General features: G+C 66.4%; 13 protein-coding genes. 6 read left to right on the forward strand and 7 right to left on the reverse strand.

Annotation, left to right across the window (positions count from 1 at the left end; all coding sequences use genetic code 11):
* Positions 1-10: 10 nt before the first annotated feature.
* From AC3FKG_RS07360 to AC3FKG_RS07375, 4 genes are all read right to left on the reverse strand, one after another.
* The gene (locus AC3FKG_RS07360; protein ID WP_483711098.1) at positions 11-328 is read right to left on the reverse strand and encodes an Mpo1-like protein; all 318 of its coding nucleotides are present in this window, start codon (positions 326-328) and stop codon (positions 11-13) included.
* 106 nt (positions 329-434) lie between these two features.
* The gene (locus tag AC3FKG_RS07365) at positions 435-863 is read right to left on the reverse strand and encodes a hypothetical protein (RefSeq protein WP_488742763.1); all 429 of its coding nucleotides are present in this window, start codon (positions 861-863) and stop codon (positions 435-437) included.
* Between the two features lie 261 nt (positions 864-1,124).
* Positions 1,125-1,949 (reverse strand): alpha/beta fold hydrolase, encoded by an 825-nt coding sequence (locus AC3FKG_RS07370; RefSeq protein WP_488742764.1) that lies wholly within the window; start codon positions 1,947-1,949, stop codon positions 1,125-1,127.
* Complete coding sequence (locus AC3FKG_RS07375) at positions 1,949-3,259, reverse strand: O-acetylhomoserine aminocarboxypropyltransferase (RefSeq protein WP_488742765.1); 1,311 nt, start codon at positions 3,257-3,259, stop codon at positions 1,949-1,951. The genes AC3FKG_RS07370 and AC3FKG_RS07375 overlap by 1 nt, the downstream gene beginning before the upstream one ends.
* Positions 3,260-3,487: 228 nt before the next feature.
* On the opposite strand from AC3FKG_RS07375, the gene AC3FKG_RS07380 reads away from it, so the two are divergent.
* The 5 genes from AC3FKG_RS07380 (at position 3,488) to AC3FKG_RS07400 (ending at position 9,188) form a co-directional block, all read left to right on the forward strand.
* Positions 3,488-3,940 (forward strand): CBS domain-containing protein, encoded by a 453-nt coding sequence (locus tag AC3FKG_RS07380; protein ID WP_483711102.1) that lies wholly within the window; start codon positions 3,488-3,490, stop codon positions 3,938-3,940.
* A 124-nt stretch (positions 3,941-4,064) separates the two neighbouring features.
* A complete protein-coding gene (locus AC3FKG_RS07385) occupies positions 4,065-5,963 on the forward strand; it encodes an MFS transporter (protein ID WP_483711103.1) in 1,899 nt (632 codons plus the stop codon).
* A 19-nt stretch (positions 5,964-5,982) separates the two neighbouring features.
* Complete coding sequence (locus tag AC3FKG_RS07390) at positions 5,983-6,723, forward strand: glutathione S-transferase C-terminal domain-containing protein (protein ID WP_488742766.1); 741 nt, start codon at positions 5,983-5,985, stop codon at positions 6,721-6,723.
* 76 nt (positions 6,724-6,799) lie between these two features.
* Entirely contained in the window at positions 6,800-7,912 is a 1,113-nt protein-coding gene (aroC, locus tag AC3FKG_RS07395) for a chorismate synthase (protein WP_483711105.1), read from the forward strand.
* A gap of 1 nt (position 7,913) precedes the next feature.
* On the forward strand, positions 7,914-9,188 hold the full coding sequence (locus AC3FKG_RS07400) for an MFS transporter (RefSeq protein ID WP_488742804.1): 1,275 nt from the start codon (positions 7,914-7,916) through the stop codon (positions 9,186-9,188).
* On the opposite strand, the gene AC3FKG_RS07405 is transcribed toward AC3FKG_RS07400, so the two are convergent.
* Both AC3FKG_RS07405 and AC3FKG_RS07410 read right to left on the reverse strand, forming a co-directional pair.
* Positions 9,110-10,216, reverse strand: a complete 1,107-nt coding sequence (locus AC3FKG_RS07405) for an NAD(P)/FAD-dependent oxidoreductase (RefSeq protein ID WP_488742767.1) — start codon at positions 10,214-10,216, stop codon at positions 9,110-9,112. The two genes, AC3FKG_RS07400 and AC3FKG_RS07405, sit on opposite strands and share 79 nt — an antisense overlap.
* A 52-nt stretch (positions 10,217-10,268) precedes the next feature.
* The gene (locus AC3FKG_RS07410; protein ID WP_488742805.1) at positions 10,269-10,976 is read right to left on the reverse strand and encodes a FadR/GntR family transcriptional regulator; all 708 of its coding nucleotides are present in this window, start codon (positions 10,974-10,976) and stop codon (positions 10,269-10,271) included.
* 196 nt (positions 10,977-11,172) lie between these two features.
* Between AC3FKG_RS07410 and AC3FKG_RS07415 the strand changes: the two genes are divergently transcribed.
* On the forward strand, positions 11,173-12,042 hold the full coding sequence (locus AC3FKG_RS07415) for a flagellar brake protein (RefSeq protein ID WP_483711107.1): 870 nt from the start codon (positions 11,173-11,175) through the stop codon (positions 12,040-12,042).
* 94 nt (positions 12,043-12,136) lie between these two features.
* Here the strand turns inward: AC3FKG_RS07415 and AC3FKG_RS07420 are convergent, their stop codons facing one another.
* Positions 12,137-13,825 (reverse strand): electron transfer flavoprotein-ubiquinone oxidoreductase, encoded by a 1,689-nt coding sequence (locus AC3FKG_RS07420; RefSeq protein ID WP_488742768.1) that lies wholly within the window; start codon positions 13,823-13,825, stop codon positions 12,137-12,139.
* Positions 13,826-13,863: the final 38 nt, after the last annotated feature.

Below are 13,863 nucleotides of genomic sequence, written 5' to 3' on the forward strand. Positions count from 1 at the left end.
AGCCCGCTGTTCAGAACGGAATCCGCCCGCGCACGATATCCGCGTACATGACCCAGTCACCCATCAGGCTGTAGAGCGGATGGCGAAAGGTGGCGGGCCGGTTCTTCTCGAAGCCGAAGTGCCCGACCCAGGCAAACGCATAGCCTGACACCACCGCACCCAGCAGCCACCATGCATTGCCGGTGATGACGATCATCAGCAGGCAAAGCAGTGCTACGGTCGAGCCGGCGAAATGCAGCCGCCGGCAGGTGCGGTCGCGGTGTTCGCCCAGGTAGTAGGGATAGAAAGCCGCGAAACTTTCGAATTCGCGCGCGTGGGCCCGGGCCATGGCTGTCTCCGAATGTTGTTCTGGCAAGCCTGTGTCGCTGTGAGCTCCCAGAATACTTGAGAATCTCAACTCAAACGTCGCCATATCTCGGATTGCCTGCCTGCCGTCAGGCCATTTCACTGACAGCTTCGCCAGCCAGCGCGGCCTGCGTCCCGTCGGTTACCGTGCTTTCGGTAATCTCGCCGTCGATTTCGGAAGCGATGTCGCCCAGACCGATGGCGACCGTGATATTCGGCGTCCAGTTCTTGCGGTCGGTGCTGGCCTCGGCAAACGTGGTCACCGTTGCGGTGTAGCCCTGCGCCCTGAGGTCGTCGGCCAGCCGTTGCGCGCGGGCTTCCAGCGCTGCTTGCGGATTGTCCTCGTTGATGTCAAGGACCAGGCTGGTCTCGAATTCTTCCTTCCCCTTCTGGATAGCCGTTTGCATTGCCTTGAGTTGCTTGTTCGCGAGTGCGACGAGCTTGCCGTACCTGGATTCTTCCTGGCTGGCGCGCAGTGCCTTGGCGGCGTTGATGATTTCGGTGCGGTCCACGAACATGATTACCTTTCGAGGTGGAGAGAGAAAGCGCAGGCGCCGCCATGGGCTTGACTTCAGTAGCCAGCCTTTCCGGGATGCGGCTAATACTGTATAAATATACAGTATTAGCGGGCGGATCGGCAAGCCTTGCACAACGGCCGGCACCGTGTGACACGCCCGATCGCATCACTTCTATCGGGAGGCGCAGTGCCAGCGTTTTCTCGGACAAGTCACGCTTCAGGAAAGGGGCGGACGGCGCCACGGAGGCCGTCCGCCTGTGCTTCAGCGAGCCGCGGCCACCTTGCGCGCAAAGCCCGACAGTGCATCGAGGACTTCGTCCGGCCGTTCGCCCATCATGGCGTGGCCGCACGGTACCGAAACCATGCTGGCATGGGCCATTTTCGCGGCCAGTGCCTGTGCGGCCTTGGGCGAGGTCATCATGTCCTTGCTGCCCGTGATGAAGAGCGCCGGGCAGGACAGTGCCGCCGCGGCTTCGTCGCCATGCGCGTAGGTGTTGCAGGCGGTGAAGTCGTTATGGAAGACATGGACCGACGGGTTGTTGCGCGCGACGCGTTCCATCAGCCGCTGGCTGCCGCCCTGCATCCACGCGCCAGGCCCGGGGGATGACGGCTTGTTGGCCAGGCTCGAGTGCGACCACGCATTGACCATGGCGATGGCCTGGCCTTCGCGGTTGAGCGCGGCGTCGAGCAGCGCGTCCGATACCTTCATCGGATAAGCCGTTGCCAGCATGGCAATGCCGCGCACGGATTGCGCGTGGCGCGCCGCGCATTCGAGCGCGATCAGCGAACCCATGCTGTGGCCGAACACCAGTACGGGCGCCGTCACGCCGGCAGCGGCCACCAGCGACATGACCCAATCGGCCATCTCTTCGACCGTGGCCAGCGGTGCGCCCTTGCTGCGGTTGTGGCCGGGCAGGTCCACCGCCAGCACGGAAAAACCGTGGTTGGCGAACCAGCGCGTCTGCAGTCCCCAGACGCTGTGGTCGTTCTGCGCGCCATGCACGAACACGGCGCAGGGCAGGGCGGGGTCGAACGGCTTGCCGCCGGTATAGGCGTAGGCCGGCTGGCCTGCGATCTTCAGTTCCATCAGGCTTGCCCTCCCTTGCCGCTCATGGCCTTTTCGGCCGACTTCAGGCCGCGCTTGAGGTCTTCGATCAGGTCGTCGGCGTCTTCCAGGCCGATCGACAGGCGGATCGTGCCTTCGGTGATGCCGGCCGACTGCAGCGCCGTCGCGTCCATGCGGAAGTGCGTGGTCGAGGCAGGGTGGATCACCAGCGAGCGCGCATCGCCGACGTTGGCCAGGTGCGAGAACAGCGACAGGCTTTCGATAAAGCGCTTGCCGGCTTCGCGATTGCCCTTCAGGTTGAAGCTGAACACGGCGCCGCAGCCGCGCGGCAGCAGGCGCTTGGCCAGTTCGTAGTCGGGGTGCGACTCCAGCTCCGGGTAGGCAACGGACTCGACCATCGGGTTCGAGGCCAGGAACTGCACCACGCGCCGCGTGTTCTCGACATGGCGCGCCATGCGCAGCGGCAGCGTTTCCACGCCCTGCAGCAATTGCCATGCGGCCATCGGATTCATGCAGGCGCCGAAGTCGCGCAGGCCTTCGCGGCGCGCGCGCAGCAGGAACGGGGCGACCGTGCTTTCCTCGGTGAAGACCATGTTGTGGAAGCCTTCATACGGCTCCGACAGCTCGGGGAAACGTCCGGAGGCCTCGAAATCGAAGGTGCCGCCTTCCACCAGCACGCCGCCGATGGTGGTGCCGTGACCGCCCAGGAACTTGGTGGCCGAATGGTAGAGCAGGCCTGCGCCAAGATCGAACGGGCGCAGCAGGTAGGGCGTGGTGAAGGTGGAATCGACCAGCAGCGGAATGCCGTTGTCCTGGCCGAGCTGCGCCAGGGTCGGGATGTCGAGCACGTCGAGGCCGGGGTTGCCCAGCGACTCGCCGAACAGCAGGCGCGTATTGGGGCGGATGGCGGCGCGCCACGCGTCGATATCGCGCGGCTTGACGAACGTGGTCTCGATGCCGAAGCGGCGCAGCGTGTAGTGCAGCAGGTTGTGCGAGCCGCCGTACAGCGCGGTGGAAGCAACGATATGCGATCCGGCACCCATCAGCGTGGCCACGGCCAGGTGCAGCGCGGCCTGGCCCGAGGCGGTGGCGACGGCGCCCGCGCCGTTCTCCAGCGCGGCGATGCGCTCTTCCAGCACCGCCACGGTAGGGTTGGAAATGCGCGAGTACACGTGGCCGGCGCGTTCCATATTGAACAGCGAAGCCGCATGCTCGCTGTCCTTGAACACGAACGAGGTGGTCAGGTGGATGGGCGTGGCGCGGGCCCCGGTGGCGGGGTCGGGCGCGGCGCCGGCGTGCAGCGCCAGCGTGTCGAAGCGGGTACCGGACATGAGGATTCGGGCGAGAGTTGTCTCCGGGCTGCATCGTAGCATCGCCCGTGCGGCGATGGGGTCATCCGCCCGGAAACCGGCCTGTGCTTTACTTATCCGGGCGATCTGGGCTAGCATCGGCGCACGGGCAACCCCTGCCCGGACATCCCATGAACAGATAAAAAGGCATTCGGCCCCCCCGGTTCCGGCAGGGCGCCATGCCGCAGGCACCCGGTAGCGGAGACAACCATGAAAGTCAGCGACATCCTCCAGATCAAGGGCAATACGCTCTACACCGTGACGCCTGACACCGCCTTGCTGGTAGCCGTCCACACCATGGCCGAGCACGACATCGGCTCGCTCGTGGTCATGGAGTATGGCGACCTGGTCGGCATGCTGACCTTCCGCGAGATCATCGAGACGCTGGCCAGGAATGGCGGCAGCGTGGGCAACACCAGCATCCGCAAGGTAATGGACGATGCGCCGCTCACCTGCACCATGGAGACCGACGTCAACGAGGTGCGCCGCATGATGCTGGAGCGTCACACCCGCTACCTGCCGATCCTCGACAACCGCACGCTGATGGGCGTGATTTCGTTCTACGACGTGGCCAAGGCGGTGGTGGAAGACCAGAGCTTCGAAAACAAGATGCTCAAGGCCTATATCCGCGACTGGCCCGAAGAGCAGGAACGCGCAGACTGAGCAACGCCGGGCCGGGAGTGTCCCGGCCAGGTGCAGTCCGGCCATCGTGATGGCATGATGGCGGCCGGAACGCCGCCCCGGCAGAATCCCGGGGCCAACCCATCCGGGCCCCAAGCCTGCCAACATGAGCCAAAACAGCCAGTTTCGACTGCTCGGCGCGCGCCGTTTCGCCCCGTTCTTCTGGACCCAGTTCCTGGGGGCGATGAATGACAACGTCTTCAAGGTCGCCTTCACCTCGCTGGTGACCTATCACACGGCGCTGTTCGAGGGCGTGGACGCCCGCAGCGCCGCATTCCTGATCTCGGCGATCTTCATCGCGCCGTTCGTGCTGTTTTCCGCGACCAGCGGGCAGATCGCCGACAAGATCGAAAAATCGCGCCTGATCCGGCTAGTGAAGTCGCTCGAGATCGCCATCATGGCGCTCGGCTGCGCCGGATTCGCCTGGCACAACGCCACGCTGCTCTACACGGGCACGTTCCTGATGGGCCTGCATTCCACGCTGTTCGGGCCGGTCAAGTTCGCCTACCTGCCGCAGCACCTCGAGGAATCCGAACTGGTCGGCGGCAACGGGCTGGTCGAGATGGGGACCTTTGTCGCGATCCTGCTTGGCACGCTGCTCGGCGGCGAACTGGCCGGGCTGGAGCAGGGCGGCAAGCTGATCGGGCCGCTCTATGTCGGCGCGGCCTGCGTCGGCCTTGCCGTGGCTGGCCGCGTGGTGTCGCGCGGCGTGCCGGTGTCACCTGCGCCGCAGCCCGACCTGCGCATCAACTGGAACCCGTTCACGGAGACCTGGCGCAACCTGATGCTCGCGCGCGAGAACCGCACGGTTTTCCTGAGCCTGCTGGGCATCTCGTGGTTGTGGTTCCTGGGCGCAACCTTCCTGACCTCGTTCTTCAGCTTTGCCAAGGACGTGCTGGGCGGCGACCAGAACGTGGTGACGCTATTGCTGGCGGTGTTCTCGGTGGGTATCGGCATCGGCTCGCTGCTGTGCGAACGCTTGTCGGGCCGGCATGTCGAGATCGGCCTGGTGCCGTTCGGCTCGATCGGCATGACGGTGTTCGCGGTGGACCTGTACTTCGCCAGCCACGGGCAGGCGAGCGGCACGCTGACCGGAGTTGGCGGCTTCCTCGCCGGGCCGGGCCACTGGCGTGTGCTGGTTGACCTGCTGCTGCTGGCGATGTTCGGCGGCTTCTACAGCGTGCCGCTGTACGCGCTGATCCAGAGCCGCAGTGCGCCCACGCATCGCGCGCGCATCATTGCCGCCAACAACATCCTGAACAGCTTCTTCATGATCGGCGCTTCGCTGCTGGGCGTGGCAATGGCGCAGGCGGGCTTCAGCATTCCCGAGCTGTTCCTGGTGGTGGGGCTGCTCAATGCGCTGGTGGCGATCTACATCTACTCGCTGGTGCCGGAATTCCTGCTGCGCTTCGTTGCCTGGATCCTGGTGCACACGGTCTACCGGCTGCGGCGCGTGAACGCCGAGCGGATTCCCGCCGATGGCCCGGCCGTGCTGGTCTGCAACCACGTCAGCTTTGCCGACGCCGTGGTCCTGATGGCCGCCAGCCCGCGCCCGGTGCGCTTCGTCATGGACCATCGCATCTTCAAGGTGCCGCTGATGTCGTGGTTCTTCCGCCAGGCCCGCGCCATTCCGATCGCGCCCGCGCATGAAGACCCCGCGCTGCTGGCGAAGGCTTATGACGACGTGGCCATTGCGTTGCGGGACGGCGATCTGGTCTGCATCTTCCCGGAGGGCAAGATCACGGCTACTGGCGAGATCAACGCGTTCAAGCAGGGCGTGCAGCAGATCATCCAGCGCACGCCGGTGACAGTGGTGCCGATGGCGTTGCGCGGGCTGTGGGGCAGCTTTTTCTCGCGCAAGGGCGGGTCGGCCATGACGCGACCGTTCCGGCGCGGCGTCCTGAGCCGGCTGGAGTTGGTCGTGGGCGAACCGGTGCCGCCGGACCAGGCCACGCCGGAAGGCCTGCAGCAGATGGTCACTGCCCTGCGCGGCGAATGGCGCTAGCCCGCGCTCGCGTACTGCCATGCTCACGCTCTACACCTTTGGCCCCGCTTTCGGCCTGCCCGACGCCAGCCCCTTCGTCACCAAGGCCGAAATGCTGCTCAAGCTGGCCGGCCTGCCTTACCAGACCCGGCGCGGCAGCCTGCGGCGCGCGCCCAAGGGCAAGCTGCCGTACCTGGACGACATGGGCCGCATTGTCGCGGACTCCACGCTGATCCGCTGGCATATCGAGAAGACGTACCACATCGACTTCGATGCCGGCCTGACGCCTGCGGATTGCGGCATCGCCTGGGCGGCGGAAAAGCTTATGGAAGACAACCTGTACTGGGCCGTGGCGCGCGTACGCTGGCTTGACGAAGCCAACTTCGAGCGTGGCCCGGCGCAGTTCTTCCGCGCCGTGCCGGCACCGGTACGTGGCCTGGCCGAGCGCCTGGTGCGCCACAAGGTGCGCCGCACGCTTTGGAACCAGGGCTTGGGGCGGCATAGCGAAGCCGAGCTGGTCGCCCTGGCCGGCAAGGGCGTGACGTCGATTGCCGACATTCTTGGCGACCGTCCGTACCTGATGGGCGATCGGCCGTGCGGCGCCGATGCCACCCTGTTCGCCTTCGCCGGCAGCCTGCTGTGCCCGCTGTTCGACACGCCGATCCGCACCGCCGCCGAAGGACATGCCAACCTGGTGGCCTACGTGGCGCGTATGCGCGAGGAGTTCTATCCGGATTTCGATCCGGAAGCCGCGCGGCAGGGCGAACTGCCGCGCCGCTGAGCGCCAGGCCGGGCGCAGAAGGGCGGGCATTGGCCTTACAATGTAGGCCGTCCCCAATTCCTGTGCGGTTTCCATCATGTCCGGCAATACCCTTGGCCTGCTCTTCACAGTTACTACCTTCGGCGAATCGCACGGGCCGGCCATCGGCGCGGTGGTGGACGGCTGCCCGCCGGGCATGGCGCTGACTGAAGCCGATATCCAGGCCGATCTCGATCGCCGCAAGCCTGGCACGTCGCGCCATGTCACCCAGCGCAAGGAACCGGACCAGGTCGAAATCCTTTCGGGCGTGTTCGAAGGCAAGACCACCGGCACGCCGATCTGCCTGCTGATCCGCAACACCGACCAGCGCAGCAAGGACTACGGCAATATCGTCGAGACCTTCCGTCCCGGGCATGCCGACTACACCTACTGGCAGAAGTACGGCATCCGCGACTATCGCGGCGGCGGCCGTTCGTCGGCGCGCCTGACCGCGCCGGTGGTGGCCGCGGGCGCCGTGGCAAAGAAATGGCTGCGCGAGCATTTCGGCACGGAGATCCGGGGCTATATGTCGCAACTCGGCGAGATCGAGGTGCCGTTCAGCGACTGGTCGCAGGTGCCGGAGAACCCGTTCTTCGCCGCGAATGCCGATATCGTGCCGGAACTGGAAACCTACATGGACGCGCTGCGCCGCGACGGCGATTCGGTCGGCGCGCGCATCGAAGTGGTCGCCAGCAATGTGCCTGTTGGCCTGGGCGAGCCGCTGTTCGACCGGCTCGACGCCGATATCGCGCATGCCATGATGGGTCTCAACGCGGTCAAGGGCGTGGAAATCGGCGCCGGTTTCAACAGCGTATCGCAGCGCGGTAGCGAGCATGGCGACGAACTTACCGCGCAAGGCTTCCGCAGCAATAACGCTGGCGGCATCCTGGGCGGTATTTCCACGGGCCAGGACATCACCGTGTCGCTGGCGATCAAGCCGACTTCCAGCATCCGCACGCCGCGCGAGTCCATCGACAAGTCGGGCAATGCGGCGACCGTCGAGACCTTCGGCCGCCACGATCCGTGCGTGGGCATCCGCGCCACGCCGATCGCCGAGGCGCTGCTGGCGCTGGTGCTGGTCGACCACGCGCTGCGCCACCGTGCCCAGTGCGGCGACGTCAAGGTGGATACGCCGCGCATTGCCGCGCAGGCCCCCGGTCAGCCTGACTGAGTTGGGCGCTACGCCCGAGACCGTCACCGCCGTTCCGGCGCGGCCTGACTACGGCCGCTTCGGTCTCTTCTACCTCGGGTACTACGGCTACGTCGGCGTGATCTCGCCGTTCGTGAGCCTGTTCTTCGCGGCGCGCGGCTTCACGGCCGTGCAGATCGGCGTGCTGATGGCGTCGTTCCAGTTCAGCCGCATCCTCGGCCCCTACCTGTGGGGCTGGCTCTCGGACACGATGCACACGCGCGTGCGCATCCTCAGGGTGACGGCGGTCGGCGCTCTTGTGGCATTCCTGGCACTGCCGGCGGTGGAGAGCTACGGCGGCATGATGGCGATGATGGTTGCCATCAGCCTCATCACCAGCGCGATGTCGCCGCTCGGCGATGCCCTGACCATTTCCACGCTGCGCCGCTACGGCGCCTTCGACCACCGCTACGGCCGCATCCGCATGTTCGGTTCGGTCGGCTTCATTGCCGCCGTGCTGGCGGGTGGCGCGCTGTTCCAGCAGCTCGGCATGCAGGCCTTTCCATGGGTGGCCAGCGCCATGCTGGCGATCCTGATGGCGATGGTGTTCGGCATGCGCGATGCGCCCGACGAAGGTCCGCGCGTTCGTCCGCCGCCCGCGTTGCCGCTGCTGCGCCGGCCGGACGTAGCCTGGTTCTTCGCTTCCGCTTTCCTGATGATGTTCGCGCACGCGGCGCTGTACGTGTTCTATTCGCTCTACCTGGAGCGGCTGGGCTACAGCAAGTTCGCGATCGGCGTGATGTGGACCATCGGCGTGGTCGCGGAGATCGTGTTCTTCTACTTCCAGGGCCGGCTGTTCGCGCGTGTGCCGCTGGCGACGATCCTGGCCGGTACGTTCGTGCTGGCCGCGGTGCGATTCGGCCTGACCGGCTACTTCCCTGAAGTCCTGTGGTTGATGGCCGCCGTGCAGGTGCTGCACGCAGCCACCTTCGCCGCGCACCACAGCGCCAGCCTCAAGCGCCTGCAGCATTGGTTCGCGGGGCCGCTGCAGGGGCGGGGGCAGGCGCTGTACACGGGGATTTCCTACGGCGTCGGCGGCACGCTCGGCGGCCTGGTGATGGGCTGGACGTGGAAGGTGTTGGCACCCGCGCACACCTTCGGCCTGGCGGCGGCCGCCGCGGCAGCGGGCGCGGTCTGCGCGCTGATGAGCTTCCGCAACCCGGCCGTGCCGGGCTCGGCTCAGGCCAGTCCGGCGGCCACGCGCTCGGCGATGGCCAGCGACGAGGTCAGCCCCGGCGACTCGATGCCGAACAGGTGAACCAGTCCCGGCACGCCGTGCGTGGCGGGGCCGTCGATGCGGAAATCCGCGGCGGTTTCATGCGGGCCGCTGATCTTGGGGCGGATGCCGGCATAACCCGGCTGCAGCGCATCGTCGGCCAGTCCGGGCCAGTAGCGGCGGACTTCGTCGTAGAAGCTCTCGGCATCGGCGGGGTCGACGCTGTATTCGATATCGTCGATCCAGCGCACATTGGGGCCGAAGCGCGCCTGGCCGCCCATGTCGAGCGTCAGGTGCACGCCGAGCCCGGCCGCTTCGGGCACCGGATAGATCAGCCGCGAGAACGGCGCGCGTCCCGCCAGCGTGAAATAGCAGCCCTTGGCGTAGTACTGCGGCGGGATATGGGCCTCGGGCATGCCATCGATACGGCGGGCCAGTTCGGGCGCGGTCAGGCCGGCGGCGTTGACGACTGTCCGGGCCAGCAGCGTGGTGCTGCCGCCGTCCTCGTTCCCGACTTCCAGTTCGATGCCCGCGGGCGTGATCGCGCCGCGCAATACGGGTGACTGCACCGCCAGCATCGCGCCGGCGTTTTCGGCGTCGCCGAGCAGCGCCGTCATCAGCCCGTGGCTGTCGATGATGCCGGTGGATGGCGAGAGCAGCGCGGCGTGGCATTGCAGCTGCGGCTCCAGCGCCTGCGCTTCGGCGCGCGTCAGGAAGCGCAGATCATGCACGCCATTGGCCGCGGCCTTGGCGCGGATGCCTTCGAGCGTGGCCACCTGTGCCTCGCTGGTCGCCACGATCAGCTTGCCGCAGCGCTGGTGCTCGACATGGTGGGAGGCACAGTATTCGTACAGCATTTCCTTGCCGCGCACGCATAGCCCGGCCTTGAGCGAGCCCGCCGGGTAATAGATGCCGGCATGGATGACCTCGCTGTTGCGCGCGCTCGTGATGGTGCCAAAGGCGTTCTCGGCCTCCAGGATGATGACTTCGCGTCCGTTCACCGCCAGTGCCCTGGCCACGGCCAGTCCGACGACACCCGCGCCGATCACCACGCAATCCACGTTCTCCATGTTCTCTCCTCGATTCTGGTTGATGCTGTATCCGGTTGTCGCCCGGCCTCGATCAGGCCAGCGGCAGGCCCAGCCGCTGCGCGGCGGCACTCAGGTGATGAAGCGCGGCTTCCCGCGCCGCGGGCGGGCTGCCGCTGGCGATCGCTTCCACCAAGGCTGCATGTTCGGCATCGGCGGCGCGCGCCGTGCCGCTGTCGGCCCGCAGCCGGGCCGTGTTTTCCCAGGCGCGCTGGCGCGCGGCCAGCATCTGCTGGCTGACGAAGTCGGTCAGCCCGGTAAAGCAGGGGTTGTGCGCGGCCTGGGCGATGGCGTGGTGGAAGGCGATATCGGCGGCGGCCGCGGCAGCGAAATCCTCCGCGTGATCCTGCATGGCGGCGAGCGCCTCGCGGATCTGCCGCAGGTCGGCGTCGGTGCGGCGCGCCGCCGCCATTTCGGCGCAGGCGGTTTCCACCACCATGCGCAGTTCGAACAGCTGCGGCAGGCTGGGCCCGCCGTCCGGCGCGCTCGCGACACGCCACGCCTGCCCGCCCGGCGTCTCGGACACGTAGGCGCCGGCGCCCTTGCGCGTCACCAGAATGCCGTCCGCCTTGAGCAGGGCGATGGCCTCGCGCACGATCGGCCGGCTGACGCCGAACGTGCCCGCGAGAGCGGATTCTGCCGGCAGCCGTGCACCGGCCAGGAAGCGGCCGGCGGCAATGTCTTCGCGCAGTGACTGGGCGATCCGGTTGGCCAGCGAGGCCGGGCGTGGAAGGACGTCCACCATGGTATTGAGATGTCAGGCTGTCAGACAGATTTTGGCGAATTTTGCCGTTCGGCCGCACGCGCGTCAAGGCTTGAAAAAAGCCGCTCAAAGTTTGCCGATATCCGTCGATATGAATCAGATGGCGAATGCTGCCCAGCAGTGAGCTGCACACCATATTGACCAGTCCTTGCCCGCATACCATGCCGGAACCATCATGATCCATCTCTCTCCCAACGATCTCCCCGTGGGGGCGCCGTTGCCCTGGTCGCTGCTGGACGGCGAAGGCAATCTGGTGCTGGGCATCGGCAATGTGATCCCCGATTCGCGCGACCTGGCGCTGGTGTTCCGCCACGGCCAGCTATGCCGCCAGGATGCCGACTCGGGCGAGCATCCGCCAGCCGACCTGCCGCCGCCAGGGCCGCTGGGCCTGCAGGTCGGGACGCTGCTGCACGTCAAGCTGCCGGAGGACAACAGCCGCGCCGCGGCCAGCCGGCTGATCGGCTTCGTCGAGCAAGGCTTGTTCGTGACGTGGCCACAGCTGGGCGGGCGGGACCTGATGGTGCAGGCCGGCGACACGCTGCTGCTGCGCGGCTTCTCGGGGCGTGTCATCCATAGCTTTACGTCGACCATCACGGCGGTGTGCCGCAGTCCGTTTCGCTACCTGGTGCTGTCAGCGCCGGCGCAGCTCGACCAGATGCCGGTGCGCAAGGCCGCCCGCGTGCCGACCCGGCTGGCGGCCTACATGACGCAGTCGCAGGATGGTGGCCACGATGCCGCCGGCGATCTGGCGAACGGCGCCGCGCGCCTGGTGATCGTGTCGGATCTCAGTACCGGCGGCGCGCTGGTCCACGCAGCCGGGCCGGCGCCGGCGGTCGGCAGCCGGGTCCAGTTGCGCTTTCGCTTGCGCACCACGTCGATCGACAGCGAGATCCTTGCCGATGCCCTGGTCGTGGCGGAGAGTCACGGGGACACCGACTATCCGGCGTTCGGCATTGCATTCGATGTGCTCGCCGAACGCGAGATGACGCTGCTGCAGTGCTATATCTACGAGCAATTGCTGCTTGGCAGCGGCCTGTCGGTCTAGCGCGGCGCTGCTCTACCCGTACAAGCCGAAACAAAAGAGGCACCCGAAGGTGCCTCTTTTGCATGGTGCCCGGCGCATGGCCCGGGCGGGTGTCTTACATGTTCACGTAGTTCGGACCGCCGCCGCCTTCCGGCGTGACCCACACGATATTCTGCGTCGGGTCCTTGATGTCACAGGTCTTGCAGTGCACGCAGTTCTGCGCATTGATCTGCAGGCGTTCCTTGCCCGAGGTCTCGTCCTGCACGAACTCGTACACGCCGGCCGGGCAGTAGCGGCTTTCGGGGCCGGCGAACTTTTCCCAGTTGACGTTGACCGGCACGCTGGCGTCTTTCAGCGTCAGGTGGGCCGGCTGGTTTTCTTCGTGGTTGGTGTTGCTGATGAACACCGAGCTCAGGCGGTCGAAGGTCAGCTTGCCGTCCGGTTTCGGGTACACGATCTTCTCGCACTCCGCCGCCGGCTTCAGGTAGACGTGGTCGGGCTTGGTGCGGTGGATGGTCCAGGGCGGGTTGCGGATGCCCAGCTTCGGCAGCAGCCACTGCTCGATGCCGGTCATCAGCGTGGCGGTGGTGCGGCCTTTCTTGAACCACTGCTTGAAGTTCTTGGCCTGCAGCAGTTCCTTGTACAGCCAGCTCTGCTCGAACGCAGCCGGGTAGGCGGTCAGCTCGTCGCCCTGGCGGCCGGCCTGCAGCGCGTCATAGGCGGCTTCGGCGGCCATCATGCCGGTCTTGATGGCGGCATGGCTGCCCTTGATGCGCGAGGCGTTCAGGTAGCCGGCGTCGCAGCCGACCAGCGCGCCGCCCGGGAACACCGTCTTGGGCAGCGACAGCAGGCCGCCGGCGGTGATGGCGCGCGCGCCGTAGCTGAGGCGCTTGCCGCCTTCGAAGTACTTGCGGATCTCCGGATGGGTCTTGAAGCGCTGGAATTCCTCGAACGGCGACAGCCACGGATTGGTGTAGTCCAGGCCGACGACGAAGCCGACCGCGACCTTGTTGTCTTCCATGTGGTACAGGAAGGAGCCGCCGTAGGTAGCCGGATCGAGCGGCCAGCCGGCCGTGTGGACCACCAGGCCGGGCTGGTGCTTGGCGGGATCGATTTCCCACAGTTCCTTGATACCGATGCCGTAGCTCTGCGGATCCTTGCCGGCGTCGAGCTTGTACTTCGCGATCAGCTGCTTGCCCAGGTGGCCACGCGCGCCCTCGGCGAAGATGGTGTACTTGGCATGCAATTCCATGCCGAGCTGGAAATTGTCAGTGGGCTCGCCGTCCTTGCCGATGCCCATATTGCCCGTGGCCACGCCCTTGACCGAGCCGTCATCGTTGTAGAGCACTTCGGCGGCCGGGAAGCCGGGGAAGATCTCCACGCCCAGCGCTTCGGCCTGCTGGCCGAGCCAGCGCGTGACGTTGGACAGGCTGACGATGTAGTTGCCGTGATTGTGGAAGCATTCCGGCAACAGCGCGTTCGGGGTGCCCTTGGAACCGCCTTCGTTGAGGAACAGGAACTTGTCCTCGGTGACCGGCTGGTTCAGCGGCGCGCCGAGTTCCTTCCAGTTGGGGAACAGTTCGGTGAGCGCGCGCGGGTCCATGATGGCGCCCGACAGGATGTGCGCGCCGGGCTCCGAGCCTTTTTCAAGCACGCACACATTGACGTCGTTGCCTTTCTCCTGTGCCAGTTGCTTCAGGCGGATGGCCGTAGCCAGGCCGCCAGGGCCGCCGCCGACGATGACCACATCGTATTCCATGGCCTCGCGTGGCCCGAACTGCTCCAGGAGTTGCTGCTGATCCATTGTCTCTAACCCTCTGTTTCTTGGCGCCTTGCCTGCAA

The organism is Cupriavidus sp. 22TCCZM04-2 (assembly GCF_057798895.1).

Excerpts from the sequence above, each read along its gene's own strand:
- AC3FKG_RS07375 (WP_488742765.1), bottom strand. The coding sequence starts at position 3,259 with ATGTCCGGTACCCGCTTCGACACGCTGGCGCTGCACGCCGGCGCCGCG.
- AC3FKG_RS07390 (WP_488742766.1), top strand. The coding sequence starts at position 5,983 with ATGCTCACGCTCTACACCTTTGGCCCCGCTTTCGGCCTGCCCGACGCC.
- AC3FKG_RS07420 (WP_488742768.1), bottom strand. The coding sequence starts at position 13,825 with ATGGATCAGCAGCAACTCCTGGAGCAGTTCGGGCCACGCGAGGCCATG.
- AC3FKG_RS07415 (WP_483711107.1), top strand. The coding sequence starts at position 11,173 with ATGATCCATCTCTCTCCCAACGATCTCCCCGTGGGGGCGCCGTTGCCC.
- aroC (WP_483711105.1), top strand. The coding sequence starts at position 6,800 with ATGTCCGGCAATACCCTTGGCCTGCTCTTCACAGTTACTACCTTCGGC.
- AC3FKG_RS07370 (WP_488742764.1), bottom strand. The coding sequence starts at position 1,949 with ATGGAACTGAAGATCGCAGGCCAGCCGGCCTACGCCTATACCGGCGGC.
- AC3FKG_RS07380 (WP_483711102.1), top strand. The coding sequence starts at position 3,488 with ATGAAAGTCAGCGACATCCTCCAGATCAAGGGCAATACGCTCTACACC.
- AC3FKG_RS07360 (WP_483711098.1), bottom strand. The coding sequence starts at position 328 with ATGGCCCGGGCCCACGCGCGCGAATTCGAAAGTTTCGCGGCTTTCTAT.
- AC3FKG_RS07365 (WP_488742763.1), bottom strand. The coding sequence starts at position 863 with ATGTTCGTGGACCGCACCGAAATCATCAACGCCGCCAAGGCACTGCGC.
- AC3FKG_RS07385 (WP_483711103.1), top strand. The coding sequence starts at position 4,065 with ATGAGCCAAAACAGCCAGTTTCGACTGCTCGGCGCGCGCCGTTTCGCC.
- AC3FKG_RS07405 (WP_488742767.1), bottom strand. The coding sequence starts at position 10,216 with ATGGAGAACGTGGATTGCGTGGTGATCGGCGCGGGTGTCGTCGGACTG.